24 protein-coding genes and 1 pseudogene are annotated in these 22,659 nt (G+C 60.5%); 14 read left to right on the forward strand and 11 right to left on the reverse strand.

Annotation, left to right across the window (positions count from 1 at the left end; genetic code table 11):
- The first annotated feature begins 262 nt into the window (after positions 1 to 262).
- On the forward strand, positions 263 to 538 hold the full coding sequence (locus ACZ5PA_RS08325) for a HEPN domain-containing protein (protein WP_464929878.1): 276 nt from the start codon (positions 263 to 265) through the stop codon (positions 536 to 538).
- A gap of 51 nt (positions 539 to 589) precedes the next feature.
- Positions 590 to 919: a nucleotidyltransferase domain-containing protein gene (locus ACZ5PA_RS08330; RefSeq protein ID WP_464929879.1), complete on the forward strand. Its 330-nt coding sequence runs from the start codon at positions 590 to 592 to the stop codon at positions 917 to 919.
- 516 nt (positions 920 to 1,435) lie between these two features.
- Here the strand turns inward: ACZ5PA_RS08330 and ACZ5PA_RS08335 are convergent.
- From ACZ5PA_RS08335 to ACZ5PA_RS08345, 3 genes are all read right to left on the reverse strand, one after another.
- Positions 1,436 to 2,005, reverse strand: a complete 570-nt coding sequence (locus ACZ5PA_RS08335) for a PaREP1 family protein (RefSeq protein ID WP_464929880.1) — start codon at positions 2,003 to 2,005, stop codon at positions 1,436 to 1,438.
- A 47-nt stretch (positions 2,006 to 2,052) separates the two neighbouring features.
- Entirely contained in the window at positions 2,053 to 3,465 is a 1,413-nt protein-coding gene (gene merA, locus ACZ5PA_RS08340) for a mercury(II) reductase (protein ID WP_464929881.1), read from the reverse strand.
- Between the two features lie 278 nt (positions 3,466 to 3,743).
- On the reverse strand, positions 3,744 to 4,415 hold the full coding sequence (locus ACZ5PA_RS08345) for a hypothetical protein (RefSeq protein ID WP_464929882.1): 672 nt from the start codon (positions 4,413 to 4,415) through the stop codon (positions 3,744 to 3,746).
- A 100-nt stretch (positions 4,416 to 4,515) separates the two neighbouring features.
- Between ACZ5PA_RS08345 and ACZ5PA_RS08350 the strand changes: the two genes are divergently transcribed.
- Positions 4,516 to 4,998 carry a helix-turn-helix transcriptional regulator gene (locus ACZ5PA_RS08350; protein ID WP_464929883.1) on the forward strand — a complete coding sequence of 161 codons (483 nt, stop codon included), beginning with the start codon at positions 4,516 to 4,518 and terminating at the stop codon, positions 4,996 to 4,998.
- 687 nt (positions 4,999 to 5,685) lie between these two features.
- Here the strand turns inward: ACZ5PA_RS08350 and ACZ5PA_RS08355 are convergent.
- Positions 5,686 to 6,300 carry a molybdopterin-dependent oxidoreductase gene (locus ACZ5PA_RS08355; RefSeq protein ID WP_464929884.1) on the reverse strand — a complete coding sequence of 205 codons (615 nt, stop codon included), beginning with the start codon at positions 6,298 to 6,300 and terminating at the stop codon, positions 5,686 to 5,688.
- A gap of 330 nt (positions 6,301 to 6,630) precedes the next feature.
- Here ACZ5PA_RS08355 and ACZ5PA_RS08360 point away from each other — a divergent pair, with 330 nt between their 5' ends.
- The 3 genes and pseudogenes from ACZ5PA_RS08360 to ACZ5PA_RS08370 all read left to right on the forward strand — a co-directional run.
- Positions 6,631 to 7,020, forward strand: a complete 390-nt coding sequence (locus ACZ5PA_RS08360) for a NifB/NifX family molybdenum-iron cluster-binding protein (RefSeq protein ID WP_464929885.1) — start codon at positions 6,631 to 6,633, stop codon at positions 7,018 to 7,020.
- A gap of 55 nt (positions 7,021 to 7,075) precedes the next feature.
- Positions 7,076 to 7,561 (forward strand): peroxiredoxin, encoded by a 486-nt coding sequence (locus ACZ5PA_RS08365; RefSeq protein ID WP_464929886.1) that lies wholly within the window; start codon positions 7,076 to 7,078, stop codon positions 7,559 to 7,561.
- A gap of 189 nt (positions 7,562 to 7,750) precedes the next feature.
- A pseudogene (locus ACZ5PA_RS08370) lies at positions 7,751 to 8,082 on the forward strand (PaREP1 family protein); the annotation flags it as partial.
- 34 nt (positions 8,083 to 8,116) lie between these two features.
- Here ACZ5PA_RS08370 and ACZ5PA_RS08375 read toward each other — a convergent pair.
- From ACZ5PA_RS08375 to ACZ5PA_RS08390, 4 genes are all read right to left on the reverse strand, one after another.
- A complete protein-coding gene (locus ACZ5PA_RS08375; protein WP_464929887.1) occupies positions 8,117 to 8,464 on the reverse strand; it encodes a DUF6955 family protein in 348 nt (115 codons plus the stop codon).
- Positions 8,461 to 9,819 carry a sulfate adenylyltransferase gene (gene sat, locus ACZ5PA_RS08380; RefSeq protein ID WP_464929888.1) on the reverse strand — a complete coding sequence of 453 codons (1,359 nt, stop codon included), beginning with the start codon at positions 9,817 to 9,819 and terminating at the stop codon, positions 8,461 to 8,463. Before sat ends, ACZ5PA_RS08375 begins: the two co-directional genes overlap by 4 nt.
- A gap of 136 nt (positions 9,820 to 9,955) precedes the next feature.
- Positions 9,956 to 10,297, reverse strand: coding sequence for a nucleotidyltransferase domain-containing protein (locus ACZ5PA_RS08385; protein WP_464929889.1), 342 nt, complete (start codon positions 10,295 to 10,297; stop codon positions 9,956 to 9,958).
- Positions 10,288 to 10,629 carry a HEPN domain-containing protein gene (locus tag ACZ5PA_RS08390; RefSeq protein ID WP_464929890.1) on the reverse strand — a complete coding sequence of 114 codons (342 nt, stop codon included), beginning with the start codon at positions 10,627 to 10,629 and terminating at the stop codon, positions 10,288 to 10,290. Before ACZ5PA_RS08390 ends, ACZ5PA_RS08385 begins: the two co-directional genes overlap by 10 nt.
- A gap of 267 nt (positions 10,630 to 10,896) precedes the next feature.
- Here ACZ5PA_RS08390 and ACZ5PA_RS08395 point away from each other — a divergent pair, with 267 nt between their 5' ends.
- Both ACZ5PA_RS08395 and gapN read left to right on the forward strand, forming a co-directional pair.
- Positions 10,897 to 11,175, forward strand: a complete 279-nt coding sequence (locus ACZ5PA_RS08395) for a hypothetical protein (RefSeq protein WP_464929891.1) — start codon at positions 10,897 to 10,899, stop codon at positions 11,173 to 11,175.
- A 92-nt stretch (positions 11,176 to 11,267) separates the two neighbouring features.
- A complete protein-coding gene (gapN, locus tag ACZ5PA_RS08400; protein WP_464929892.1) occupies positions 11,268 to 12,773 on the forward strand; it encodes an NADP-dependent glyceraldehyde-3-phosphate dehydrogenase in 1,506 nt (501 codons plus the stop codon).
- Positions 12,774 to 12,813: 40 nt separating this feature from the next.
- On the opposite strand, the gene ACZ5PA_RS08405 is transcribed toward gapN, so the two are convergent.
- Entirely contained in the window at positions 12,814 to 13,062 is a 249-nt protein-coding gene (locus tag ACZ5PA_RS08405; RefSeq protein ID WP_464929893.1) for an FAD-dependent oxidoreductase, read from the reverse strand.
- A 154-nt stretch (positions 13,063 to 13,216) separates the two neighbouring features.
- Here ACZ5PA_RS08405 and ACZ5PA_RS08410 point away from each other — a divergent pair, with 154 nt between their 5' ends.
- From ACZ5PA_RS08410 to ACZ5PA_RS08430, 5 genes are all read left to right on the forward strand, one after another.
- The gene (locus tag ACZ5PA_RS08410; protein ID WP_464929894.1) at positions 13,217 to 15,580 is read left to right on the forward strand and encodes a heavy metal translocating P-type ATPase; all 2,364 of its coding nucleotides are present in this window, start codon (positions 13,217 to 13,219) and stop codon (positions 15,578 to 15,580) included.
- Positions 15,581 to 15,690: 110 nt separating this feature from the next.
- The gene (locus ACZ5PA_RS08415; protein WP_464929895.1) at positions 15,691 to 16,515 is read left to right on the forward strand and encodes a LysO family transporter; all 825 of its coding nucleotides are present in this window, start codon (positions 15,691 to 15,693) and stop codon (positions 16,513 to 16,515) included.
- Between the two features lie 78 nt (positions 16,516 to 16,593).
- Complete coding sequence (locus tag ACZ5PA_RS08420) at positions 16,594 to 17,679, forward strand: AAA family ATPase (RefSeq protein ID WP_464929896.1); 1,086 nt, start codon at positions 16,594 to 16,596, stop codon at positions 17,677 to 17,679.
- A gap of 77 nt (positions 17,680 to 17,756) precedes the next feature.
- Complete coding sequence (locus tag ACZ5PA_RS08425) at positions 17,757 to 18,872, forward strand: DNA double-strand break repair nuclease NurA (RefSeq protein WP_464929897.1); 1,116 nt, start codon at positions 17,757 to 17,759, stop codon at positions 18,870 to 18,872.
- A complete protein-coding gene (locus ACZ5PA_RS08430; RefSeq protein WP_464931240.1) occupies positions 18,872 to 20,830 on the forward strand; it encodes a helicase HerA domain-containing protein in 1,959 nt (652 codons plus the stop codon). Before ACZ5PA_RS08425 ends, ACZ5PA_RS08430 begins: the two co-directional genes overlap by 1 nt.
- On the opposite strand, the gene ACZ5PA_RS08435 is transcribed toward ACZ5PA_RS08430, so the two are convergent.
- Positions 20,767 to 20,982, reverse strand: a complete 216-nt coding sequence (locus ACZ5PA_RS08435; protein ID WP_464929898.1) for a hypothetical protein — start codon at positions 20,980 to 20,982, stop codon at positions 20,767 to 20,769. The genes ACZ5PA_RS08430 and ACZ5PA_RS08435 overlap by 64 nt on opposite strands.
- Positions 20,983 to 21,057: 75 nt before the next feature.
- On the opposite strand from ACZ5PA_RS08435, the gene ACZ5PA_RS08440 reads away from it, so the two are divergent.
- Complete coding sequence (locus ACZ5PA_RS08440; RefSeq protein WP_464929899.1) at positions 21,058 to 21,828, forward strand: carbon-nitrogen hydrolase family protein; 771 nt, start codon at positions 21,058 to 21,060, stop codon at positions 21,826 to 21,828.
- Here the strand turns inward: ACZ5PA_RS08440 and cas6 are convergent.
- Positions 21,825 to 22,562: a CRISPR system precrRNA processing endoribonuclease RAMP protein Cas6 gene (gene cas6 / locus ACZ5PA_RS08445; protein ID WP_464929900.1), complete on the reverse strand. Its 738-nt coding sequence runs from the start codon at positions 22,560 to 22,562 to the stop codon at positions 21,825 to 21,827. The two genes, ACZ5PA_RS08440 and cas6, sit on opposite strands and share 4 nt — an antisense overlap.
- Positions 22,563 to 22,659 lie beyond the last annotated feature (97 nt).

Here is a 22,659-nt window from a genome sequence, read left to right on the forward strand (position 1 = left end):
TAAATACGTAGAAAACTCGACGGCTCCGTAGACGACATAATAGACGTGGCAGAGGGCGCAACCCTCGGCCTAATGCTCCACCCCGAGAAGGCAGTACTTGGCTAAAAACCTAGCACATCTAGACTCCTCTAAAGGGAGTTGTGACCTGCGCGTACTTAAATAAGTTACTATATGTAAACGTGGCTTCGCGGTGGTTCACGAAGGCGGAGCGTTACAAGAAGCTAAGCGAGGAATTTTTACAACGGGGCTTTTATGCAGAGGCGTGTTTTTTGCACAACAAGCTATAGAGCTGTATCTGAAGGGCAAGCTTGTAGAACTCACAGGTTCTAGGCCGTATACGTACTCTATTTTACAACTGCTAAGCCTTTTAGCCCAGACGCTGGGCGTGGCGGTAGATGTAGAGTTGGCGAGGTGCGCAAAGTATCTTACGGAGCAGTACATAGGGGCGAGGTACCCGGATGCGAGGATGTTGGAACACGACAGAGACGACGCCGAGGAGTGTATAAGATGTATGACGGCTATTTGGGGCCGTGTTTAGAGAGGCGTTTCTGGCGGCGCACACGGAGGCGGAGAGGTGGATTAGGGAGCTGTGCGCAAGGGGGTATACCGTAATTCTCTTCGGCTCCAGGGCGAGGGGGGAAGAGAGAATCACAGCGACTGGGACTTGGTAGTAATTGGCGACGCGCCGCCGGGGGAGCCTCCTCACGATTTAATACAAGCGCACTTCGCCACGGCGGAGGAGGCCAGGAGGCTGGTGGCGGCGTTTAACACAGTGTTTGCAGACGCCTTTTATGAAGGCCGCCTCCTCTGCGGCGACGAGAGGCTCTTCGACGAGCTACGCCTGCTCGCCGCCGAGGTGACTAGAGATTTTGTAAAGACCAAAGAGGGTTGGATTTCAAAACGGCTGCTAAGGCCCTAGCCGCTTTACATTTCTATTGCAAATAGATGTCAAACCCATCGAGTTGGAGGAGGGGCTGTAATTAGACGTGGTATACGCCATGCCGGACGGGCAGAGGTTGCGGAGGAAAGTATATGCTTCAGAGGACCTCTGCCAGACGTGTTGAAAGTAGAATGTGCGCTCATCAACGCGTTAATGCACGCCTCGGGAATCGCCGTGCACCATCACATACCTCACTCCAGGGCCCAGGCGCCGACTAACACGTCGGGGGCAATTAGCCGAGATTTCTATAAAAGCCTCCGTCCCCTCTTTCCTAATCTGCCACAACCACCGCCACCTCTACCCTACCCCCTCCCATCGGCCAACACCCTCTCCCTCGCCCTAAGGGTCAGAGGCCGTCCTCCTCGGCCGCCCTCCTACTGACCAGCGCCTCGCCATTGGAGCCGGCGTCTACTAGCCCCGATAGCGCCTATCTCCAATCTACACATCTACATCAAAGATCAATCTGTGGGCGCTACCGGCGCGTGGAACTTGCTGCTACTGCCGACGTTCAGCGTATATTGTTGCAAGCCTTTCTTTAAGCTCCCGCGCGGCTTTTTCATGTTCTTCCCCCCACGCAACCCTCATCCTCAGCGCCTCGGCGTGCTTCAACACCGCCTCGACCATCTCTACGACGGCCGCGGCGGCCTCCTCCCTCGTCCTGTACTTGGACAGAGCCATGTCCGGGTCAGGGCCGTGGTACTGATAATCGTGTAGGTTGAGGGCTATGGCAGTAAGGCCGCTCACGTCGCCGTATCCCAATTCCCTCAGCCTCTGCGAGAGTGATATCATCTTTGTTGTGGGGAGTCTCGGCACTGCTTTTCCCTCTAGCCGCCTCTTCTCCTCCTCGCTTTGCGCCGCGGCCTTCAGCCTATCTAATTCTATTCTTAGAAGCGCGGCGAGGACGGCCCTCCACGCTTGGAAAGCCTTGCCGGCCGCGTTTCTAGTAAGCCCCATTTCTAAAAACCGCAAGGCAAGCCCGGCCTCTACAAGAGCCTCCAGAACTCGAGCGGAGGCGTACCCAAGCGAAGAAGGCTTTGGGAGGGGTCTTTCGATCAACTCGACCACGTCCACGCCTACTCAATTATTTTAAAACTTGGGTGCCGCTTGGCGGTTTAGCCTCCGCAACAGCTTAGTTTTGTGGGGTCCGTATAGAAGGCTAGGGCCGCCAGTCTTGCGGCTTCCGCATACGAAGGGAAGCTGGGGAGCCACTCTATGAGGTCGTCTACAGTGAGGCCTTTTTGTATCGCCAAGGCGAATATGTTTATCAACTCCTCAGCCTCTGGGGCGACGACGAGGGCGCCCGCGATTTTGCCTCTTTTAACGGATACCTTCCACGTCTCGGGATAGGTGTTGATTTTTATGAAGCCCCCCACGCGCCCTCTGGTCCACCCGGCCGCGACGGCCTCGATGGGGGCCGCCCTACACCTACACCCTATGCCGCTCCTCAACATGTCCTCCTCCCTCAGCCCCACGCTGGCCACGGCGGGGTCCGTGAAGACGACCCGGGGCACGGCCATGGGGTTGAACTCGGCCTTGCCGCCCAGCGCGTTTATCGCGGCGATTACCCCCTGCCTGGCCGCGACGTTTTCCAGATAACGCGCGCCGCCTAATCCCCCGGTGACGTCGCCGGCGGCGTACACCCCCGGCAACGACGTCTCCATCCTCTCGTTCACCTCCACCCCTCCGTGGGGGCCCAGCCTCAACAAGCCCCCGGTCGCCTCCACGTTGGGCACCCTGCCGGTCGCCACGAACAAGGCCTCCGCCTTGACGGTCCCCCCTGCGTATTTCACCTCCACCCCTCCGTCTTTTACCTCTATCCTAGACGCCTCGGCCCTCACCAACTTCACCCCCTCCTCGGCTAAGAGCTCCTCGACGAATTTAGAGGCTATCTCCTCCTCGTATTTCAATAAGGCGGTGCGGTAGATCACGGCCACGTCGACGCCGAGCCTCGCGAGCGCTTGTGATAACTCCGCCGCTATGGCCCCGCCGCCGATGAAGACGACCGAGGACGGCATCTGGTCTATTCTGAAGAACTCCTCGTTGGTGAAGGCGAGGCCCTTCTGCACGGCCTCGCGTAGGCCCGGGATGTCGGGGATCCTCGGCCTAGCCCCCGTCGCCACGATTATCCTCTCGCCCTCCACCACCTTATCGCCCGCCTTAACAGCCTTGGGGCCCACCAAGACGCCCTCGCCCTCCACCACCTCCACGTCGTAGTACCTCAAGACCTCCTCGTATTTCCCCCTCCGCAACGTCTCCACCACCTCCTTCATGTGGGCCCACAAGGCCTTGAGGTCCACCTCCAGCTTGGCCGCGAATCCCTTGAAGTAGGGCCTCTCCACCTCTTTTTTGAACTGCGCGGCTCTGATCAAGAACTTCGAGGGGACGCAGCCCACGTTAACACACGTCCCGCCTAAGAGGCCCTTGTTGACCACGGCCACCTTGGCCCCCAACTGCGCGGCCTTGACGGCCGCCGCGACGCCCGCGCTGCCGCCCCCCAATACCACTACGTCGTATTTAACGCTCATGCACTTTTTCGAATACTTTTGAAAAAATTTTTCCAAATAGGGCAATTTGTCGAATACGAGATGCGAGGATCGGCCGAGCCGTTGGCAGAGGGCGGCCGCGATCGGTCCCTAAAATCTCGGAAAACCGATCGTGGAGCGGCCGGCGGTCCAGCCGCATTTCAATCAAAGGGCTGGGTACAACGCTCGGCCTCGCCCGCCGGGAGGCCTAACTCCCACTACGCCGACGCTACCGACCTCATGGGCTTTATATAGACTGAAAGAGTTGAAAAATACCGATTTCAACTATGATGCCCCAAAGCGACCTCGCCTAGATATTTGCCGTGCCAGCCGTGGTACCAGACTGCTCCGTCGTATCCATTTACGCTCAGCATTTGCATATCGCCGTTTATTTCGAAATGGAAAGTGTAGTAGCCCGGGAAGACGTAGACCTCCTCGATCTTCGAGCCAGGGAAGTAGCGGGCCAGCCAATTCTCAGCTATAGACTCGGCCTCCTCCTCTGTAATCCTCATGGGAGCTCCGTGCCACATCACGGATTGCGGCTCTGGATGTATAAAGCCGTTGGGAAACACTAATATTTCGTATAGAGGTTTATCGTCAGCTCCGATAATTACGTAGTAGCCATTACTATACTTCTCTACAGAAATCACGTTGTACCCAGTCCTTTGTTCCACGTATTCGACTATGTTACTGTCGTTGACGTACGCCGCGTTGCCCTGCCAGCCTATCATGGGGCGACCGCCCATCATGCCTATCGGAGCGCCCCACCAATTCGCCGAGTAGCCAATTCCAGATCCCGCAACGCCTCCCATCGGCATACTTCCTATAGGTCCCCCCATCATCCCGACAGCCGCTTCGTTGTACATGGCCGCGTTCCACGTAGCGTATGCCATGTAAGCTGTTATTAGTACTATCACCGCCGCCGTTGTTGCTATTAAGATTTTGGGCCCCATGGCGGTCTTGTACGGACATCTACATATGGGCTATGTGAAACCGCCGGCGAGGCCTTCGACGTGTTCGTGAAAAGTTATAACACAGAATTCCCTTACGCATATGAAACCGACAGTTCCGCTCTTGATAGCGCTTATCTTGGCCACGGCCCTCGCATTGGATTACGTCCATGTGAGGTTGATGTGTACGTGGTGCTCCTTCCCATCGCCCATGTTTCCTGTGTTCGTCCTCCTGATCGCTCCCACTGTCTTGATCTTCTACTTTTTATACTATCACGGGTTCAAGCCGGCTGAACCTAAACGCCCGGCGCTTGCCATAATTACAAATCTACTTAAAGAGCCAGATAGATCTATATATATAAAAGTATACGAAAAAGGCGGCGAGGCCTTTTTGTCCGAGGTGGCCAAGGAGCTTGGGCTTAGAAAACTCAGGGCTTGGAGGGCTGCGCAGAGGCTTGCCGAGAAAAAACTCGTAGCGTTGGAGAAACGCGCCGGTAGGCTAGTGGTGCGGCTGTTGCCCCTTGACGATTTGTCTATAAAGCCAAAATACGACAAACACTATAAGCAATATAAACAACACAAATAGGCCGAATCCAAACAACATCCACCAGAAGCCCCACCACCCCATGCCGGGGCCCCACCAACCGCCCCACCAGCCGCCGCACATCGGGCATTGGGCATAGACGTTAGCCGCCAACGCGATCAACGCCGTTATTATCGACCATTTCATGGACGAAGTACTTGATTATTCCATAAATGTCTGATGTGATATCGACTACGGTCCGGAGTTTCGGAGACAGGAAACAAGCCCTCCAGCAAATGCGCGATTGTAGCGGCCTACGGTCACAAGCCGCTCGCGCCGGATGGAATGATGGCCGAGAGGGCCCAGCGCTTCTGCACAGCAAGATCGACGGCTCGAGACCATACGGCGTTTTTCGCTCGGGCAACTGTCGTCGAGAATTACGCCGCCTCAGAGGCGATTGCTGAAGGCGGGCCGAAAGCCGAGGCTTAAAAATCGGCGATTAGAGGGGCCGCTCGGAGGCCTGCCGAGGGCTTGAGAAGCGCGCGGACAAGCCAGCGGCGTAGCCCTTGCTGATTCTCTTGTAGAGCCAGCAGACTATGAGCGCTGTGAACGATATTTAGAACCAGAACGATACCATCAACAAGGAGCGCGATCGGCGCCACTACCATCTATGTCGAACGGGGGCTCCTCTAGGGGGCCTACGCCTCCGGGGACCGAGTAAACGGGCGGGGACGGCCTCGCGGAGAGGCGCTACAAGTCGACTTTCCTGCCAGCCATCCGCGGCCTGCCGAAGTCGAACCTCTCCTCTTTCCAGGGATCTGCGTTCATGGAGTAGCCCGAGACCTCCCAGTATCCTGGAACTGGGCCCTCCAGCACCTCCACGGCGCCGAAGTACTTGACGCTTTTCCACGCGTAGCGCGTCGGCACCACTAAACGGGCGGGAGCTCCGTGTTTTTTAGGAAGGGGCTGGCCGTTCATGGCCCAGGCCACTATCGAGCTCTCCTCCATCAACGCCTCCAAGGGGAGGGATGCGCTGTAGCCGTCTATCCCCCACGCGAGCGCGTAGGGCCCGTAGGGCCTCGCCTCCTCCAACAAGACCTTCGTCTGGACGCCCCTCCAGACCACCTTCTCTATCGACCAGCCGGTGACGCAGTGGAAGGGGGCTACCACGTCCACGCAGGGGTACTTCTTCTGCAGCTCGGGCATCGGGATCTCGAGAGGCCTCTCGACCATGCCCACTATTCTGATGACGTGCTTCTCGGGCGGCACGTCCGGGGGGTCGAACACGTCGTAAATGATAAAGCGACGCGCCCTCACTTGGTTGGGAGGCCAAGGCCTCTCCACCCTAATTTCGGAACACTCCACGCATCCCCCCGATTATTCCTTTTAATTTTCGGTTGGTGAAACCCATAGAACCCCCTACATTGCGGCGGTTTGTGTAATGCGCGATGCCGCCGAGGTAGGGCTCAGGTTAGGGAGGCCTTCACGCAGACCGAGCTCTAAGAAGTGGAGAGGCGCCGAAGGCGCCTCTCGACACCCCCACGTCTGCACTACACGAGGGCAGTTCTACGCCCAAGCCCTTGACGGGGAGGGTTCGCGCGGCATTTAAGAAGCCGCGGCGGCCTACACGTATTCGAGCAAGCTACATCCGGCCATGTTTTTAAACATTTATTAACTTCTATCGAATAGTGTCTAATGAAGATCGCTGTGGCGGCTACTAGGGAGGGCACTATCTTCGACGGCCACTTCGCCCACGCTCCCGTATTTAAGATATACAACTACGCAGAAGGCGGCCGCGTGGAGCTCCTGGAGGAGAGGGCGAACCCGCTAGGCGAAGTGCCCGACCTAGATGCAGGCCCGCACCACCACGCACACGGCATCGCCAAGTACGCGTGGTTGAGGGAGAGGGTGCTCCCGGACGTAGACGTCGTTATCGCCGCGGGCGCTTGCCAGACCAGCCACAACTACTTCACGTCGTTAGGCGTGAGGATGTTGTACACGGACCCCGTCGAGGTGGACCTCTTATTGAAGTACATAAAAGAGAACCCGCAAGAATTCGAAGAAATGCTAGGATCTCCGCGGTGAACTCGAATTATGATCTTTTTTAGAAAAATTTAAAAGAAGAAATCGATACGACTTTATGCCGTTGCAGGTCGGGGCCAAAGCGCCGGACTTCGAGCTGTTGAACGAGGAGCTGAAGCCAGTTAGGCTCTCGGAGGTGCTCAAGAGGGGGAGGCCCGTGGTGTTGTTGTTCTTCCCAGGGGCGTTCACGTCGGTGTGCACGAAAGAGCTCTGCACTTTCAGAGATAAGATGGCCCTCTTGAATAAGGCCAACGCAGAGGTGTTGGCGATATCCGTGGACAGCCCGTTCGCGCTCAAGGCCTTCAAGGAGGCCAATAGGCTGAACTTCCCGTTGCTCTCCGACTACAACCGCATCGTGATAGGCATGTACGACGTGGTGCAAGCAAACCTCTTGGGCCTGCCGCTATACCACTTAGCTAAACGCGCTGTATATATAATCGACAAGGAGGGCACTATTAGGTATGTGTGGTACAGCGATGATCCCAGAAACGAGCCTCCCTACGACGAGGTGATCAAGAAGGCCGAAGAGATAGCCTCGGGCTAAACCCCTCTTTTTCTCCCCCATTTGAACTCTCCGAAAGTCGCCGAGGGCGAGGCCTGTTGCTGATCGGGATGTCGAGGGAGCAACCCTAACGGCGACAAGCCGCTTTCACAACGTCATGCAGGCCGTTAAGAACACATCTGCACAGCGCCAAGAGCCGCCACGCTTATAAATCCAGAGGCGGGTTAGGGCGTGGCCCTCGTGTTGTCCCCCGCCTTGGCGGAGATATTGAAGAGAGCGGCCAAGGGGAGGGACTTGGAGCTGTCCTCGCCGAGTTGTTGACGGAGCGCCTCGACCCTCCAAGCCGCGTTGACCTATACCTAAAGCTCCACGAAGAATATCTCGCCAAGGCGGAGGAGCTGTACGCCAAAGGCGACTTGCCGCAAGCCGGCGAGAAGTACTGGGGCGCAGTGGCTGCGCTGTTAAGCGCCGTTGCGGAGAAACGCGGGTTGCCGCACTATAGCCACAGAGACTACGACGAGTTGATAGACTTGTTGTACGAGGAGTCTGGAGATGAGGAACTAGGCATGAGTAGATGTGGACAATAAAAATCTTAAGTTAGGCGGGAGGCGGGACGTATTCCTTCTCCTTGGCGGCTGCTTCTTTTATCTCCGCCAGCCTCGCGAACACCTTTTCAAAAGCCTCCCTCCCAGTGCTTTTCGTCTCTACTACGGCTTGGAAGAGGGCCCTCTTGAAGGCCACGGGGAGGTCTTCTAGAAAGCCCCTGGCGTCCACACGCGCCGAGGGGAACTCGGCCAGTATCCTCTTGGCGGTCTCCTCGTCGACTTCAACTTCTAAGATCTTGATCTCTCCGCCGAACATGGACTTGAGATTGGAGGCGAAGGGCAGGTCCTTGATCGCCTCGTATCTCTTCTCGTCTATTAGCAGCCCGATCTTGTACGTCATAGCTCCACCTCGAGCTCTTGTTCTTTAATTTTGAGGTAGCGGTCTGTGACGAAGGGATAGCCGTAGACTTTCCACCACTTCACGATCACGTCGTACACCTCGGGCCTCATGACGACTTTCGGCGGCTTGAGGCCCTCGATGATTATGCCGCGTAGGAAGGAGCCCGAGATGCGCTCCGGCGTGTGGCCGCAGAGGGGAGCCTCCTTGTAGTCGCCGTAGGATATGCCCAGATACGTGTACTCGCCGCATTTGGGACAATAGGCGAATTCGCCGAGGTTGACCGGCTTTATCTTCAGCCCTTTGTCGACCTCGTGCGGCGGGGCGTTTATCCCGTAGCTCGGGAGGCCCCTCGTCCACAAATACTGCGTGGCGTAGGGGTCGTAGTAGTCGCCTGTGGCGGCGTGGTCGCGGCCGAACATGTGGTGCGTGGCCCCCATGTTCTGCCTGATCACGCCGTGGAGGAGGGACTCGAGGGGATTGCCGTAGCGCATGTCCCAAAGAGTCATGGTCACGATGTGCCGATCGGGGTGGAAGTAGCCGGCCTTATTCAAGGCCTCGTGCCCCTCGAGGATCGCCTCGTCCACGTAATCGCCGGGCCTCTTAGCGCCGATTATGGCGTTCACGAGGACCGCGTCGCCCGGCCTATCGCCTCCGGCCACGAACATGGCCCTCTTCATGAGCATTTCGTGGCCTATGTGGGGCACGTTGCGCGTCTGGTGGGCCACTACAACTTTCCACTTCTTCGCGGCGATTATCTCTCTAGACTTATGCGGAGGGGTCCAGAAGCGGGCGTAGGGGTCCTTGAACTTGGGCGGGTTGACCACTACGACCTTGCCCGCGATGGCGAGCGGCCTCATCATGCGGTATATGAGCCACCCCGGGTGCTTCTCGTCGAAGCGCCTCTTCACGACCTCGCCGTTTTTCTCAGGAGTCCCGAACACCGCGTCGGCGAGCTCTTTCCGGTCTCCCAGCTTGTATATCTCCTGTATCTCCAACATGGCGAAGGGCTTCCCCTTAAGCGTGAGCAGGACCTCATCCCCCTCCTTAACGCCGACTGCCTTGAGCTTTTCCTCGTCCACGTCGAATATCAAGGGGAAGGGGAATAGCCAACCCGAGAGGAGGCGCCTCTCCTTTATGATAGAGTCTACCTCGTTCCTGGTCATGAACCCCTCCACTGGGCTGAAGAAGCCGTAGGCGATGGACATGATCTCGCGATAGGGGTTCCTGATCGGCGCGCCGTCTGGGCCGTACGTGGGCTCGATCTCCATCTTGGCGAGGCCCTTGACGGCGGCCTCCGCCTTGTCTCTATCCTCAACTACGTTGTACACTAACCTCCCTCCGTGCGGCTCGATCATAGAAGGGGACATATGAACAAATAAAAGAATTATTTCCAAGTAGTGTTTAATACTTGACGAGCCTTGTCTACGTCCAGCGGCTACCGCCGTAGCGGCGGGGGCCGCCGGGACGGGCTCTTTAGCGGAGTGTTGGCCCTCACGGCACCTCCACGAAGGCGTCCATGAACTGGAGATACCACTTCAACTCCTCCGGAGACGCCACGTGGAGCTCCACGGGGGAATAAGGGCTTAGGACTCTGCCGAGCTCAGCCCTGACGTATATCCGCCCTTGCTCCGTGGAGGCCGCTCGCGTAACCACTAGGACGTCCACGTCGCTGTCCGGACGGGGGCTCCCCCTGGCGAAACTCCCGAAAACGTAGACCACAGCATCTGGGTCCAACTCCTTGGCCCTCGCCTTAATCCTCTCGAGGACTTCCCACAGCTTTTCCAACTCCTCTTTCCTCTTCTCCCACATTTTGCGATATAGGTCTAAAGACATGACAAGTTCCGGAGGGCTTTCTCCACTTCTCGATAGGCTCTGCGAGCGGTCTCCTCGGAATACCTCACGGGCGCGCATCGCGACCCAATATAGGCGTCTTCTAGCAAGTCGACTATTACGGCGTCTATCTCAGCCGGAGCTCCCGCCTCGGCTAAAAGGCGTTTAAGGCCATAGGTTTTAGGGAAATCCCCGTACTTTTCATATATCCTATACTTAAGGCAGAGCTGTAGCGCTTGTTCTAAGTGGAAAAGCGCCAAGTTGAACTCCCCCATTTCTAACATGACGCCCGCCGCCCTCCAGAAAGACCTCGCGTTCTCCAATAAGAAGTTCACGTTCACGCCGACCTCTAAAAAATAATTTCTTCCCCGTCGCCGCGGCGCAAGGCGGCGATAAGAGGCGCAGCTCCGTCGAAGAGCGATTGGGCGCAGAGGCGCCTACGCGATCTCTGAATCGCGGCGGGTAAGCCCCTTTTTATGTGCCGAGAGCGACGCGGCCCCTACTACGCGCACAACTACGGCGACAAGCAAGGGGGCAGAGGTCGAGGAGGCGGCGACTTAGTCGCGGAATAGAAGGAGGGCAAATACGCCGAGCTAGCGGTTATGCCCGCCGGGCCCTCGCCCGAGGAGCCCCTCGCGACTAGAGGGGAGGGGCCTCTGCAGTGCGCCGGCACTGCGCGTAGCCTCCACGAGCCCCAACGCGACGAGCTGGATCGTAGCGGCGAGCAGATGCCGGCTAAGTCGGCGGAGGGGGAAGGGCGTGGCGCGGTGAGGAGGACGTCGAGGCTCGAGCCCCTCGCCGAAAGGGCTAGGGCGCGGACGAGCCGCGGCCTCTACAAGGGCCAAGACGACTACGGGCCGAGGCGTATCCTTTCAACGTAGCCTCAAGAGTCGAATTCTACGAGCCGCCCCCTCCTCGAGGAGGCGTCGGCCGGCGGGGCGTAAAGGTTTAAGGCGCATTCGCGATTATCACTATGAGGTTCGAAGGACTAGGGGAGGCCGTTATCGGCGGCGAGGTGCCGTTGTTCTTGAGCTATCTGGCGGGAAGGTGGGGAGGCAAAGGAGCGGTCAAGGAGGTGAGATCGCCGATCGATATGTCGGTCATGGCTAAAGTCGCCTCGCCCAGCCTCCAAGAGCTCGAGGAGGCCGTCGAGGTCGTCTACGCCAAGGGCAGATGGGCTGCGCGGGACTTGCCGGGGGAGAAGAGGATCAAGATACTGCGCAACGCCGCCGATTTGATGGAGAAAAACGCCGAGCTGTACGAGGAGGTGCTCGTCCTCAACGCTGGCAAGACCAGGGCGCAGGCCAGGGGCGAGGTGAAGTCCTCCATCAATAGGCTGAGGCTCGCCGACCTCGACTTGAAGAGAGTCTCGGGCGACTACGTCCCCGGGGATTGGACCGAGGACACTCTGGAGACCGAGGCCATCGTCAGGCGGGAGCCCTTGGGCGTAGTGCTCGCGATAACTCCGTTCAATTATCCTCTCTTCGACGTGGTTAACAAGGTGGTCTACTCCTTCATCTACGGCAACGCCGTGTTGGTAAAGCCCGCGTCGTCGACGCCCCTCCCGGCCTTGATGTTCGCCAAGACCTTGTTGGACGCGGGGTATCCGCCCGAGGCGTTGGCCGTCTTGCCCATATCGGGGGCGGAGGCGGAGAGGCTCGTGGCAGACGACAGAGTGGCCGCGGTTAGCTTCACGGGCAGCACCGAATCGGGGGAGAAGATAGTGAGGGCGGGGGGCGTCAAGCAGTACGTGCTCGAGCTGGGCGGAGGCGACCCGGCCATAGTCCTCGACGACGCCGACTTGGACTTAGCCGTGGACAGAATAGCCGCCGGCATCTACAGCTACGCCGGGCAGAGGTGCGACGCGATAAAGCTCGTGTTGGCCGAGGGCGCGATCTACGAGGACTTGAAGAAGGGGTTGGCCAAAAAGCTCGGCGAGGTCAAGGTCGGCGATCCGAGGAACCCGGACGTGGACATGGGCCCCTTGATATCCCCCGACGTCGCGGACGAGATGTTCAAGGCGATAGAGGACGCGGTGAGGAAGGGCGGGTCGGTGTTGGCCGGCGGCGAGAGGCTGGGGCCTAATTACGTCAAGCCCACGCTAGTCGAGGCGCCCGCCGACAAGGTCAAGGACATGGAGCTGTACAGAAGGGAGGTCTTCGCCCCCGTCGCGCTCTTGGTGAAGGTCAAGGACTTGGACGAGGCGATTCAATTGGCCAACGGGAGGCCCTTCGGCCTCGACGCCAGCATATTCGGGAGGGACATAACAAGGATCCGCAAGGCCATTCGGCTGCTCGAGGTGGGCGCCGTCTACGTGAACGATATGCCTAGACACGGCGTCGGGTACTACCCCTTCGGCGGCAGGAAGAAAAGCGGCGTGTACAGGGAGGGCATCGGGTACAGCGTAGAGGCGGTGACCGCGTATAAGACCATCGTGTTCAACTACAAGGGGAGGGGCGTATGGAGATACGCCGTTTAGCCGCGGCCGAGAGCGGCCCCCGTCTAGCCGCTACGAAGTTTTAATGCGCTTCGAATATCTCGGCCAACTCGGGGCCTCGCACGCTCCGGAAGCCGAGGTAGTCCTCGATTAGGCCGGCCTTAGTCAACTGACCCCCTACTTCCTCCGTCATGACGAGCGCGTTTAGGCCGAAGCGCGCGGCGTATATGGCCGCGGCGAGGCCGGCGGGGCCTCCTCCGATTATGATGACGTCCAGGAGGCGGCCCTCCACGGCATCGAGGACGTCTTGGGACAAGGCGATCCTCCTCAAGTCGAGCTTCGCGTCACCTCCTCGATTTGTTAGTAAAAGGACGCAGTCCGGGAAGGGGCGCGTGCCGGCTCTTTAAAGGCGATATCGGCCGAGTGAAGTCCAACATTGGGCGAGTTTCAGCGCAAGAATATATCCCCCAGATCGAGTACAGCCCGTGGAGATCTCAGTAGGGGTCAAGGTCAAGGGGCGCGAGACCGTGTTGAAGATCTTGGGCATGCACTGCGCCACTTGCTCCCTCACCGTACAGAAGGCGTTGCTCTCGACGCCCGGCGTGAAGTGGGCCGAGGCCTCCCTGGCCAGCAACGAGGCGAGGCTCGTGGTGGACCCCGACATAAACTACGCCGATTTGCTCAAGGCGGTCAGGCGCGTGGGATACGACGTATTTAGGGAGTCGGCGTATATCGTTGCGGAGTTTAGGCCCGAGGAGGCCGAGGCCGTGGAGAGGCGGGCTGGGGGCTGGGGCGTATTCTACGCGAGGGCCAACCCGGCGACGGGCGTGGTCTACGTCGAGTACAACCCCTTGGAGGTAGACGCCGACGTCGTGGCGAAGCGCCTGGAGGAGGCCGGGTATAGGGTCAAGGAGGTCAAGAAGGGCGAGGTGGAGGCGGATATCGATAGGCGCGCCGCCGAGCTGGAGGCCGAGGACCTCGAGCGTCGGCTCGTTCCGGCGGCCGCGGCGTCGGTCTTGCTCGTGCCGGCCATGTTCGGCGTGTTGTTAATCCCGCCGTTGGCCCAGATGGCGTTGGCGGCCGTGGCGCAGTTCTATTCGGGATGGAGGTTCATCTCGGGCGCCCTCCGCGCGTTTAGGAACAAGACTGCCAACATGGACACCCTCGTCACGTTGGGCACGCTCTCCGCCTTCCTCTACAGCTCATACGCCCTCTTTTTCGGAGGGCCTACCTTCTTCGAGGCCTCCGCGGTGGTCATAACCTTTGTACTGGCCGGGAGATACGCCGAGAGTTTAATGAAGTTGCGCACAGGCGACGCTGTCAGGAAGCTGGCTCAGCTACAGCCGCCTAGGGCTAGGGTGAGGAGAGGAGGAGGCTGGGTGGAGGTGGAGGCCTCGGAGGTCAAGCCCGGCGAGGTGGTGGAGGTGCGCGAGGGGGAGAGGGTGCCGGTCGACGGCTATGTCGACGACGGCGTCGGCGCGGTGGACGAATCGGCGTTCACCGGGGAGCCTCTGCCCGTCGAGAAGAAGCCGGGCGACCTCGTCCTGGCGGGGACTACCTTAGTCAAGGGGAGGCTTCTGGTGAGGACCACGCGGTCCGGCAACGCTACGTATTTAGCCGAGGTGGTCAAGCTGGTGAGGCAAGCGCAGAACGCCAAGTTGCCGATACAGAGACTCGCGGACAAGGTCGCGGGGGTCTTCACTTGGGCCGTGATCGCGATTGCGTCGGCCACTTTCGCCGGGTGGATGCTGGCCGGGGCGCCCGTCTGGCGCGCCGTCTTGTTCGCAGTGGCCGTCCTCGTCGTGGCCTGCCCGTGCGCGTTGGGCTTGGCCACGCCGTTGGCGGTGGTCGTGGGCGTTGGGAGAGCCGCCGAGAAGGGGCTGTTGATCAAGAACGTAGAGGCCGTGGAGAGGGCCTTGAGGGCCAAGTACGTGGCGTTCGACAAGACGGGCACTCTCACTATCGGCGTGCCCAAAGTGGTCAAATACGTGGGGGACGACGAGGCGTTATCATTGGCGGCTTCGGCAGAGGCCAAGTCGGCCCACCCCATCGGGGCGGCTGTGGTGAAATTCGCGGCGGAGAGGGGCGTCCGGCTCTTGGAGCCCGAGGTCTACGACACTTTCCCCGGCCAAGGCGTCTACGCTAAGGTGGACGGAGCCGTGGTGGGGGTGGGCAACGAGAAGCTCGCCGAGGGCCTCGGCGTTGAGATCCCCGAGGAGATGCGACGCGAGGCGGAGCGGCATAGGGCCGAGGGCTACACCGTGGCCTACATAATCGTCGACGGCGCGGTGAGGGGGTATTTCGTGGTGGGCGACGAGGTCAGACAAGAGGCGCGGGAGGTGGTGGAGAGGCTGAGGAGGTGGGGGTACGAGCCTGTGGTGATATCGGGCGACCACGAGTTGGCCGTGGCGAAGACGGCGGAGAGGTTGGGCATTAGGAAATACTTCGGCGGCAAGACCCCCGACGAGAAGGCGGAGGTGGTCAAGGAGCTCGGGAGGACCGGCGGCGTGATCTTCATAGGCGATGGCGTAAACGACGCCCCCGCCTTGGCCGTAGCCGATGTGGGCATAGCGGTTGCCTCGGGGACCGAGGCGGCAAAGGAGGCGGGCGACGTGGTGGTCAAGAAGGGCGATTTGGCCAAGGTGGTGGAGTTCGTACAACTCTCCAGGAGGATCGTGAGGAATGCCCGTTTCAACCTCTTCTGGGCCTTCGTCTACAACACTGCGTTGATCCCCGTCGCCGCCGGGGCCTTCTACCCGTTGTACCTCCGCCCGGAGTTTGCAGGACTGGCTATGGCGTTGAGCAGCATATCGGTGACGCTGAACGCCTTGAGGTTGAGGAGGGCTTAGCGCATTAGGCTTCTGCGAGCGCCGAGTCGGCGCAACGGATGTCGATAAGAACGAGGCATGCGCTTGCCGCGAGGAGCTCAAGCGTTAAAAACCGCTTTTTCGAGCTGAGCGTGTTCAACGCGGCGTTCTACGCCTTGGCCATCGCCGCGGGCTACGCCGCGGGCAAGGCCTTGGGCAGAAGGCCTCCCCAGGCGCTCTTCACGGCCTTAGTAGTGTTGCTCGTCTTCTTCGTGGCCGCCAACGCCGCCGATGTGGTCTGGAGGAACGCGGGCCTCTTCTTGGCGGTCTCAGCAGCCTACGCGTTGGCCTTAGTGCTCGCCGCCGCGGCACTGGGGTCTGTTTTCGAGAGGGGCGGGGGTTTCCAGAAGGCGAGGAGGCCCTCTATATCCATCTACGCAGCCGCCTCGATGATCAGCGGCATATTGATAGGCGGGTTCCTCAAGGCGGATTACTCCGCGGCGATAGACCCGTTGCTCTACCTCTTGCTCTTCGCCGCAGGCGCCGACATGGCCGGGGTCGAGATCAAGCTGGACGCGTCGGCCCTAGCGGCGCCCGTCGTGGCGCTCCTCTCGGCTGCGTTGGTAGGCCTCATCTTCTTCGCGGCCTTCGGCATCTCCCCCGCCGTGGCCTTCGGGCTGGGCTGGTACAGCTTCACGGGCCCCTATTTGGCGAGGGCCGGAGACGCCGTGGGGGGAGCCTACGGCCTTTTGGTCAATTTCCTAAGAGAGCAGTTTACATATATCTTTGCCCCCCTATTGGCGAGGAAATTCGGGAGGACCGGGGTGTTGGCCATGGGAGGCGCCACCACCATGGACAACACGTTGCCGTTGTACACGGCGCTTTACGGCTCGTCTTTCTCGATATACGCCTTCGCCAACGGGGCGATCCTCACGGTCTTGGTCCCGATAATCGTCCCCCTCGTCCACAACGTATAGCGCGATGCCCGCGAGGCGTCGGCTCTAGGCGACGAGGCCTCGAAAGGGGATATATACCTACGTAGTTACTACATAGGTATGGTGTTCCTCGAAAGGCCGGCGGAGACCTTGGAGGAGTTGTTCGACAGAGAGCGCGAGGTCTCGGAGCTCTTGTCGGCTGTGAAGAACAGAGCAGCCGTGTTGGTGGTGGGGATGAGGAGGGTGGGCAAGACCTCGATAATCAAGGCGGCCACCCGCGACGCGTTGAGGATCTACGTCGACGTGAGGGCCTTCGAGGACAAGGGGCACATAGCCTACGACGACTTCTTGGCCTTGTTCTCCAAGGCCTTGAGCTCCATCACGCCGCTGTATAGGAGGGCGGTCGAGTTGTTGAAATCGGTGAAGGGGGTCTCCGCGGCCGGCGCAAGAGTGGAGTTCGAGAGGGGCGGCAAGGCCCCCCGCCTCGCCGACCTCCTAGAGGCGTTGGACAGACTGGGCGAGGAGAGGGGCGAGAAGGTCTTGTTGATCTTGGACGAGGCGCAAGAGCTGGTCAAGATGAGGGGGAGGTCGCTCTTGCCGGTATTGGCCTACGCCTACGATAACCTACGCCACTTGACCGTGGTCTACTCGGGCTCCAAGGCGGGCCTCCTCAACCGGTTCTTGAAGTTGGACGAGCCCGAGTCCCCGCTCTTCGGCAGATACCTCGAGAGGATAGACGTGGGCCCCTTCACGCGCGAGGCCTCGTTGAAGTACTTAGAGGAGGGCTTCGCCGCGGCGGGCGCGTCCGTCGAGAGGCGGTTGTTGGAGGAGGCGGTGGACGTCTTCGACGGCGTGGTGGGCTGGCTGGCGTACTTCGGCCTCAAGGCGTTGAGGAATCCCGACAACGCGTTGCAGGAGGCGCTCGCGTACGCTATGAGGATGGCCGAGTCCGAGTTCTGCAAGTTCGTGAAATACGCCGGGAGCCCTCGGTACGTCCACGTCTTGAAGCTGGCGGCGAAGGGGGCGAGGTGGTCCGAAGTGAAGAGGTTCTTGACTGCGGCGGAGGGCAGAGAGGTGACGGACGGCGAGGTCACCAAGTTGTTGAGGAACTTGGTGGACTACGGCTTTCTCGAAAAAAGAGGCGAGTTGTACGTGGTGGCGGACCCGGTGCTGAGGCGCGCGGCCCCCGGGATTAAGTGCAGGTAGCCGCGCCTCGGCGTCGCCTTAATAGCCGCCGACGCTCTTGGCGATAAGTTTTTGTTCACTCCCCCCTCTCTTTTTCTGTGTCCGTGGTCTCGCACGTCGTCGACGTGTTGGCGTCCGTCGCGAGGCGGCCGAGGCCCTTGCGCAGAGTGAGAGGCGGGGAGCTCGTCGAGGTGGAGGCCGAGGTGAAGCCCCTGGACGAGAACCCCTTCAAGTCGCCGGGGAGGGCCGAGTGGCTGGAGTACGTGGCCGTGGACGGCTCATCGCGCACTCTCCCTTTTACTTCTCTTGTCTTGTTCATAGCGTCGGTGGGAGTATACGACGTGAGGCGACGGGAGCGCGTCTACCCCACTCTGTACGGACAACTGCGTAGGCCCTTCTTGGCCTTGAAGGCCCCCAAGGAGGTCCTCGAGGAGGTCGAGGAGAAGCTCAAGGGCGTCGTCATCGTCAAATCGCCGGCGGGCGACTACTACGACGAGGACTACGACGAGGAGCACGCGGCCTCCGAGCTGCGCGCCGGCTTGGAGACCTGGGCCCTCGAGGAGCTCGCCGAGGGCCAAGCGGTCGTGGTGGACGGGCCGGTCTACTTCGCGTACCCCGGCGTGTACAGAGGCGACGATCCCAGAGTGAGGGCTCAGAGGGCCCTCCTCCAGGAGAGGATAGAGGCTTTGAAGAGGCGCGAGCTAGTGGTCGGCGTGGTGAAGAGAGTAGAAAACGCCCACCTCCTATCTGCCTGGGCCGGCCTGGAGGGGCACAACGACGCCGCCGTTGTGGAGCACTTGGCGCACAGCCGTGGGGTGGATAGGCTCCTCCTAGGCCCCTTCCTCGCCTCTTACAAGACGGGGCGCAGGGGCTCCACGCAGAGCCCCGCCGCGCACCCCCACTCCGGGGGGTTGGAGCTGCCCGACAAGGTGTTCTGGTACGTCTACATCAAAACGCCTATCTTCAGCAAGGTCTTCAGAATCGAGGTCTTGAAAGAGCACTACGACAAGGGAAGCCTCGCCGAGGAGCTAGCGGGCTATCTAGCCTCGAAGCTCTCCGAGAGGGGCCTCCCCTTGGGCGTCGACGTGGCCGATAGGTTGGCCAAGCTAGCGTCCGCCGCGATCTTCAAGGGCGTGTTCGAGGCCGGCCTATTCAAGGGCCTATCGCCTGCGCACGACGCCTACGAGCACTACGCCGCGTTGCAAACGCCGTGATGGACGCGGAGCAGATAAAGGGCTTGGTCGAAGAGGCCAAGGAGATCGCGAAGTCCTACGGCGAGTTGATCGGCTACGTCGACTACGCGGAGCCCGTCGAGGTCTCGGCCGAGAGGAGGCTCGTGGCCATAGAGATACCTGCCGACGCCTATTTGGCCCACGAGATAAACATAGGGGATTTCCTCTTGATAGTCGCCGCCGCGAGGCGTAGGCTCATCTTGGGCAGAGCAGTCGCCGTGGAGAGAGAGCATTTGTTGGCTAAAGCCAACGTGGCGCCCCTCAGCTCGGACTGGCACAGCGCCGAGGAGTACTCGGGCCTCTTGACGCCGGCCAAGATCAAGCTCGAGCTCATAACCGAGTGCGACGCGGGGAGTTGCGATCCGAGGCCCGTGTACACGCCGATAGATCCGCTGAGCCCTGTGGCCAAGCCGAAGCCCGACGCCGTGGCGGAGCTCTTAGGGCTGCCGAAAGAGGGCGTCTTGTTGGGCAAGCTCTACGCAGGGGGAAGGGAGTTGGCGGTGGAGGTGAGGCTCCCGGAGCACTCCCTATACGAGCACCTCCTAGTGGTGGGCACCACGGGCAGCGGGAAGACCGTCTTGTTGAAGAACTTGGCCCTCTCGGCGCATCTCGACGTGGGGGCCTCGGTAGTGGCCTTCGACCTACAAGGGGACTACCTACACATGACCCTCCCGGGCTTCCAGTACAAGGGCTATCGCCCCTTGGAGAAGCTCACGGCGGTTTGGCCCGTAACGAGCTATTTCGTAAGGCGGCGCTACGAAGACGTCAGGACGAAGGCCGAGGAGGCGTTGTGGGAGGGGCTGTTGGGCGAGGCGGCCGAGTTCGACGGCGATTACTCCCTCGACGATATAAGCGACGTGGAGGAGTACGCGAGGTACGTGTTGGCGGGAATGGCGAGGCTCTTCGTGGAGGAGTCCTATCCGGGCGCCGACGTCTTGAAGCTGGAGCCCGTCGTGGAGAAAATAGACGAGGGGACCGCCAAGGCGAAACGCGTCGATATGGAGTTGAAAGTTGGAGATACACATTTCGAGCTCAGCCTATACCCGTGGGCCTTGAGGTTCGAGAAAGTGGCCGAGAAGCTCCCCTACCTCTTGACCACCTTCACCGAGAAGGTGACGTTGTTGTTCCCCAAGATAGTGGAGCAAGCCAAGGGAAAGCTCCAGAAGCAGAGAGGGGGCGAGCTCACGTTGCAGAGGCTGCTCGACAACTTGGAAAACGTAACCAGCGGCCTCCCCCTACACCGCCAGCAAGTAGAGAACATCGCCAGGAGCCTCTACGCGGCGCACGCCACGGGGATATTCGACGTGGAGTGGTTCAAGAAGGAGAGCGCCGAGAGGAAAGCCCCGCAGTTCCGGGTGATCTTCGACGAGCCCGACTACGGCGCCCTCTTCCAGGGGTTCGTGGACGTGGACCTCAGGCTCTTCAGAGAGGAGCCCACGGCGGCCTCCATCGTGGTGTACCGGCTGCTCTCCTCGCTATTCGACAAAAAGGACGAGGAGTTCTCCAAGGGCCGCGCGGAGCCCACCCTAGTCCTAATAGACGAGGCCCACAACTACTTCCCCCAGACTGGGAGGGAGGTGGGGAAGGACGTGGTGGAGTCCATGATAAACAAGTTGACGAGGCTGGGGAGGGTGAGGAGGCTGGGCGTTGTCTTCGCCACCCACACCCCCGCCGACTTGAACTCGTTGGTGCTCCAGTTGACCAACACCAAGATAGGCTTGAGGAGCGACGTCGACGTGTTGGAGAAGATAGGGCTGAAGGACTACGCAGGGGATCTCCTATACGCGCTAGACGGCGTCGGCGTGGCCAAGAGCTACGTCTTCAGGACGCACGCGGTGATGTTCAGGTCGCTCCCGCCGTTGGTCCGCCACAGGAGTCACAAGGACCAGTCGACGTATAGGACCTCCACCTCCTCAGCGTCTACGGGCAACGCCAAATAGTAGGCGTCCTTCTCCTCGTAAAACCCTCTGACTTTCTTATATCCCTGCCCCCTTATGTAGACGACGAATTCGAAGACCGAGAAGAGGTCCAAGGGCTTGTCCACCGGGTAGTAGGACCAAGCGCCGTCGTAGAATCGCCTTTTCAACAACACGCATATCGGGGCGCGCCCGGATTTAAGGCCACACTCCAGACGAGGATGATACTTTTTACCCCTCGGTTTTAGCCCGTGAGGATCGGCATAGGGCAAACGCCTCGTTTCAACGACGTGGACAAGGCCGTGGAGTGGGTCTTGAGGAGGGCCGTGGAAGCCGACTTGTTGGTGCTCCCCGAGTACTGGGTGGGGACTAAGGCCATGGGCGAGGAGGCCCTCGAGGAGTACGCGTCCCGCATGGCCCGAGCGGCCAAGGCCGTGGGCGGGGTCGTGGTGGCGGGGAGCGTCGTCGTGGACCTAGACGGGGTCGCCAAGTCGGTATGCCCCGTGGTGGACCAAGACGGCCTTCTGGGGCTGGGCGAGAAGGTCTTCCCCTCGGCCGCCACGGGGGAGAGGGCGCGGGTATCGGGCGGCGGGAGGCTCGTCTTGTTCGAGGCCGGGGGCTGGACGGCGGGGTGCCTCGTCTGCGTCGATTTGTTGTACCCCGAGCTGGCCAGGAGGCTGGTCCTAGAAGGCGCGGAGGTCTTGGCCAACCCGGCCAGCATATCCGCCGATAGGCGAGGGCTTTGGCGAGCCGTCGGGCTGACGAGGGCCTTCGAGAACTCGGTATACGTCGCGGCCGCCTTGGGCACGGGCTACGAGTACCCCGACGGGAGGCCCGTGGCGGGGGGCTCCTTCGTGGCCTCCCCGAACGGCGACGTGGTGGAATTCGGCGAGGCGCCGGGGATATACGTCGTGGAGATCGAGAGGGCCGAGCTAGAGCGCGCCCGCTCCCGCAGGAGGTACGTGGAGGACGCCAAGGCCTTGGCGAGCCGCGGGGTGGAGGTGGCGCGGGCCCGCCGCTAGATCGCCCTATCTACTTTCTCTATTTTGTACTTCCCGAAGCCTATGGCCCTGGATATGCCGACGCCCATGGCCTCGCCAAGCTTCAAGAGCCCCAGCCATTTGTCCACGTCGCCGTATATGGCCAAAGCGGCCTTGCCCATGAAGGCGGGCACTCGCCTGGCCTCGCCTATGTCTACCCACACCTGCCTGACGGAGAGGCCCACGAGCTCCAAGGCCGTGGAGGACCTGTCGGCGAGCGTCTTGAGGTCCGCGCCGAAGAGCTCCCGGTATGTCTTCGTCAAGGAGTAGGCCATCCTCTGCGGCGACGGGTACAAGACGTCCCGCCCGTGGAACATGAAGGCGGTGGGGGCGAACTTCAGATAAACCACGGCGAAGCCGGCGGACTCCCCCAACGTCTGGGGCAGCTCCTCGAAGGAGAGGCCCTCCATCGCGACGTCGCAGCTGGACTTGACCGACCCGCCGGCGACGGCCTCGAGGAGGAGCCTCAAGTCGTGTTGGGAGAGGACCGCCTTTGCCGCGAAGACGCTGCCGGGCGCCAACGCCACGGCCCTCCCGGACACGCCGGAGAGCACGGGGCGATCGCCGAGGTAGAGCGGGTGGGCGTAGAGCCTATCCTTGGGCTCGGCCACGGAGCGGATGGCGTCGAGGAAGAGCCTATAAGCGAAGGACCCGCTCCAGCCGGAGAGCAAGCAAGGCGACAAGGCCTTGGCCTTGATCTCGACCAAGTACCACACCTCGGACGAGGACGTGGATATAAATTGAAGAGGCCGGGGCGTCCTCCTCGGCGCGTCGAGAAGCCGCGCGGGGCCTCCTATTTGGAGCCGGCTGGAC

The organism is Thermoproteus thermophilus, from assembly GCF_055392855.1.

Bases quoted from the DNA above. Each gene is read 5' to 3' on its own strand.
- ACZ5PA_RS08365 (WP_464929886.1), top strand. From the start codon at position 7,076: ATGCCGTTGCAGGTCGGGGCCAAAGCGCCGGACTTCGAGCTGTTGAAC.
- ACZ5PA_RS08395 (WP_464929891.1), top strand. From the start codon at position 10,897: ATGCCCGCCGGGCCCTCGCCCGAGGAGCCCCTCGCGACTAGAGGGGAG.
- gapN (WP_464929892.1), top strand. From the start codon at position 11,268: ATGAGGTTCGAAGGACTAGGGGAGGCCGTTATCGGCGGCGAGGTGCCG.
- ACZ5PA_RS08350 (WP_464929883.1), top strand. From the start codon at position 4,516: ATGAAACCGACAGTTCCGCTCTTGATAGCGCTTATCTTGGCCACGGCC.
- ACZ5PA_RS08375 (WP_464929887.1), bottom strand. From the start codon at position 8,464: ATGACGTACAAGATCGGGCTGCTAATAGACGAGAAGAGATACGAGGCG.
- ACZ5PA_RS08420 (WP_464929896.1), top strand. From the start codon at position 16,594: ATGGTGTTCCTCGAAAGGCCGGCGGAGACCTTGGAGGAGTTGTTCGAC.
- sat (WP_464929888.1), bottom strand. From the start codon at position 9,819: ATGATCGAGCCGCACGGAGGGAGGTTAGTGTACAACGTAGTTGAGGAT.
- ACZ5PA_RS08385 (WP_464929889.1), bottom strand. From the start codon at position 10,297: ATGTCTTTAGACCTATATCGCAAAATGTGGGAGAAGAGGAAAGAGGAG.
- merA (WP_464929881.1), bottom strand. From the start codon at position 3,465: ATGAGCGTTAAATACGACGTAGTGGTATTGGGGGGCGGCAGCGCGGGC.
- ACZ5PA_RS08360 (WP_464929885.1), top strand. From the start codon at position 6,631: ATGAAGATCGCTGTGGCGGCTACTAGGGAGGGCACTATCTTCGACGGC.
- ACZ5PA_RS08345 (WP_464929882.1), bottom strand. From the start codon at position 4,415: ATGGGGCCCAAAATCTTAATAGCAACAACGGCGGCGGTGATAGTACTA.
- ACZ5PA_RS08430 (WP_464931240.1), top strand. From the start codon at position 18,872: ATGGACGCGGAGCAGATAAAGGGCTTGGTCGAAGAGGCCAAGGAGATC.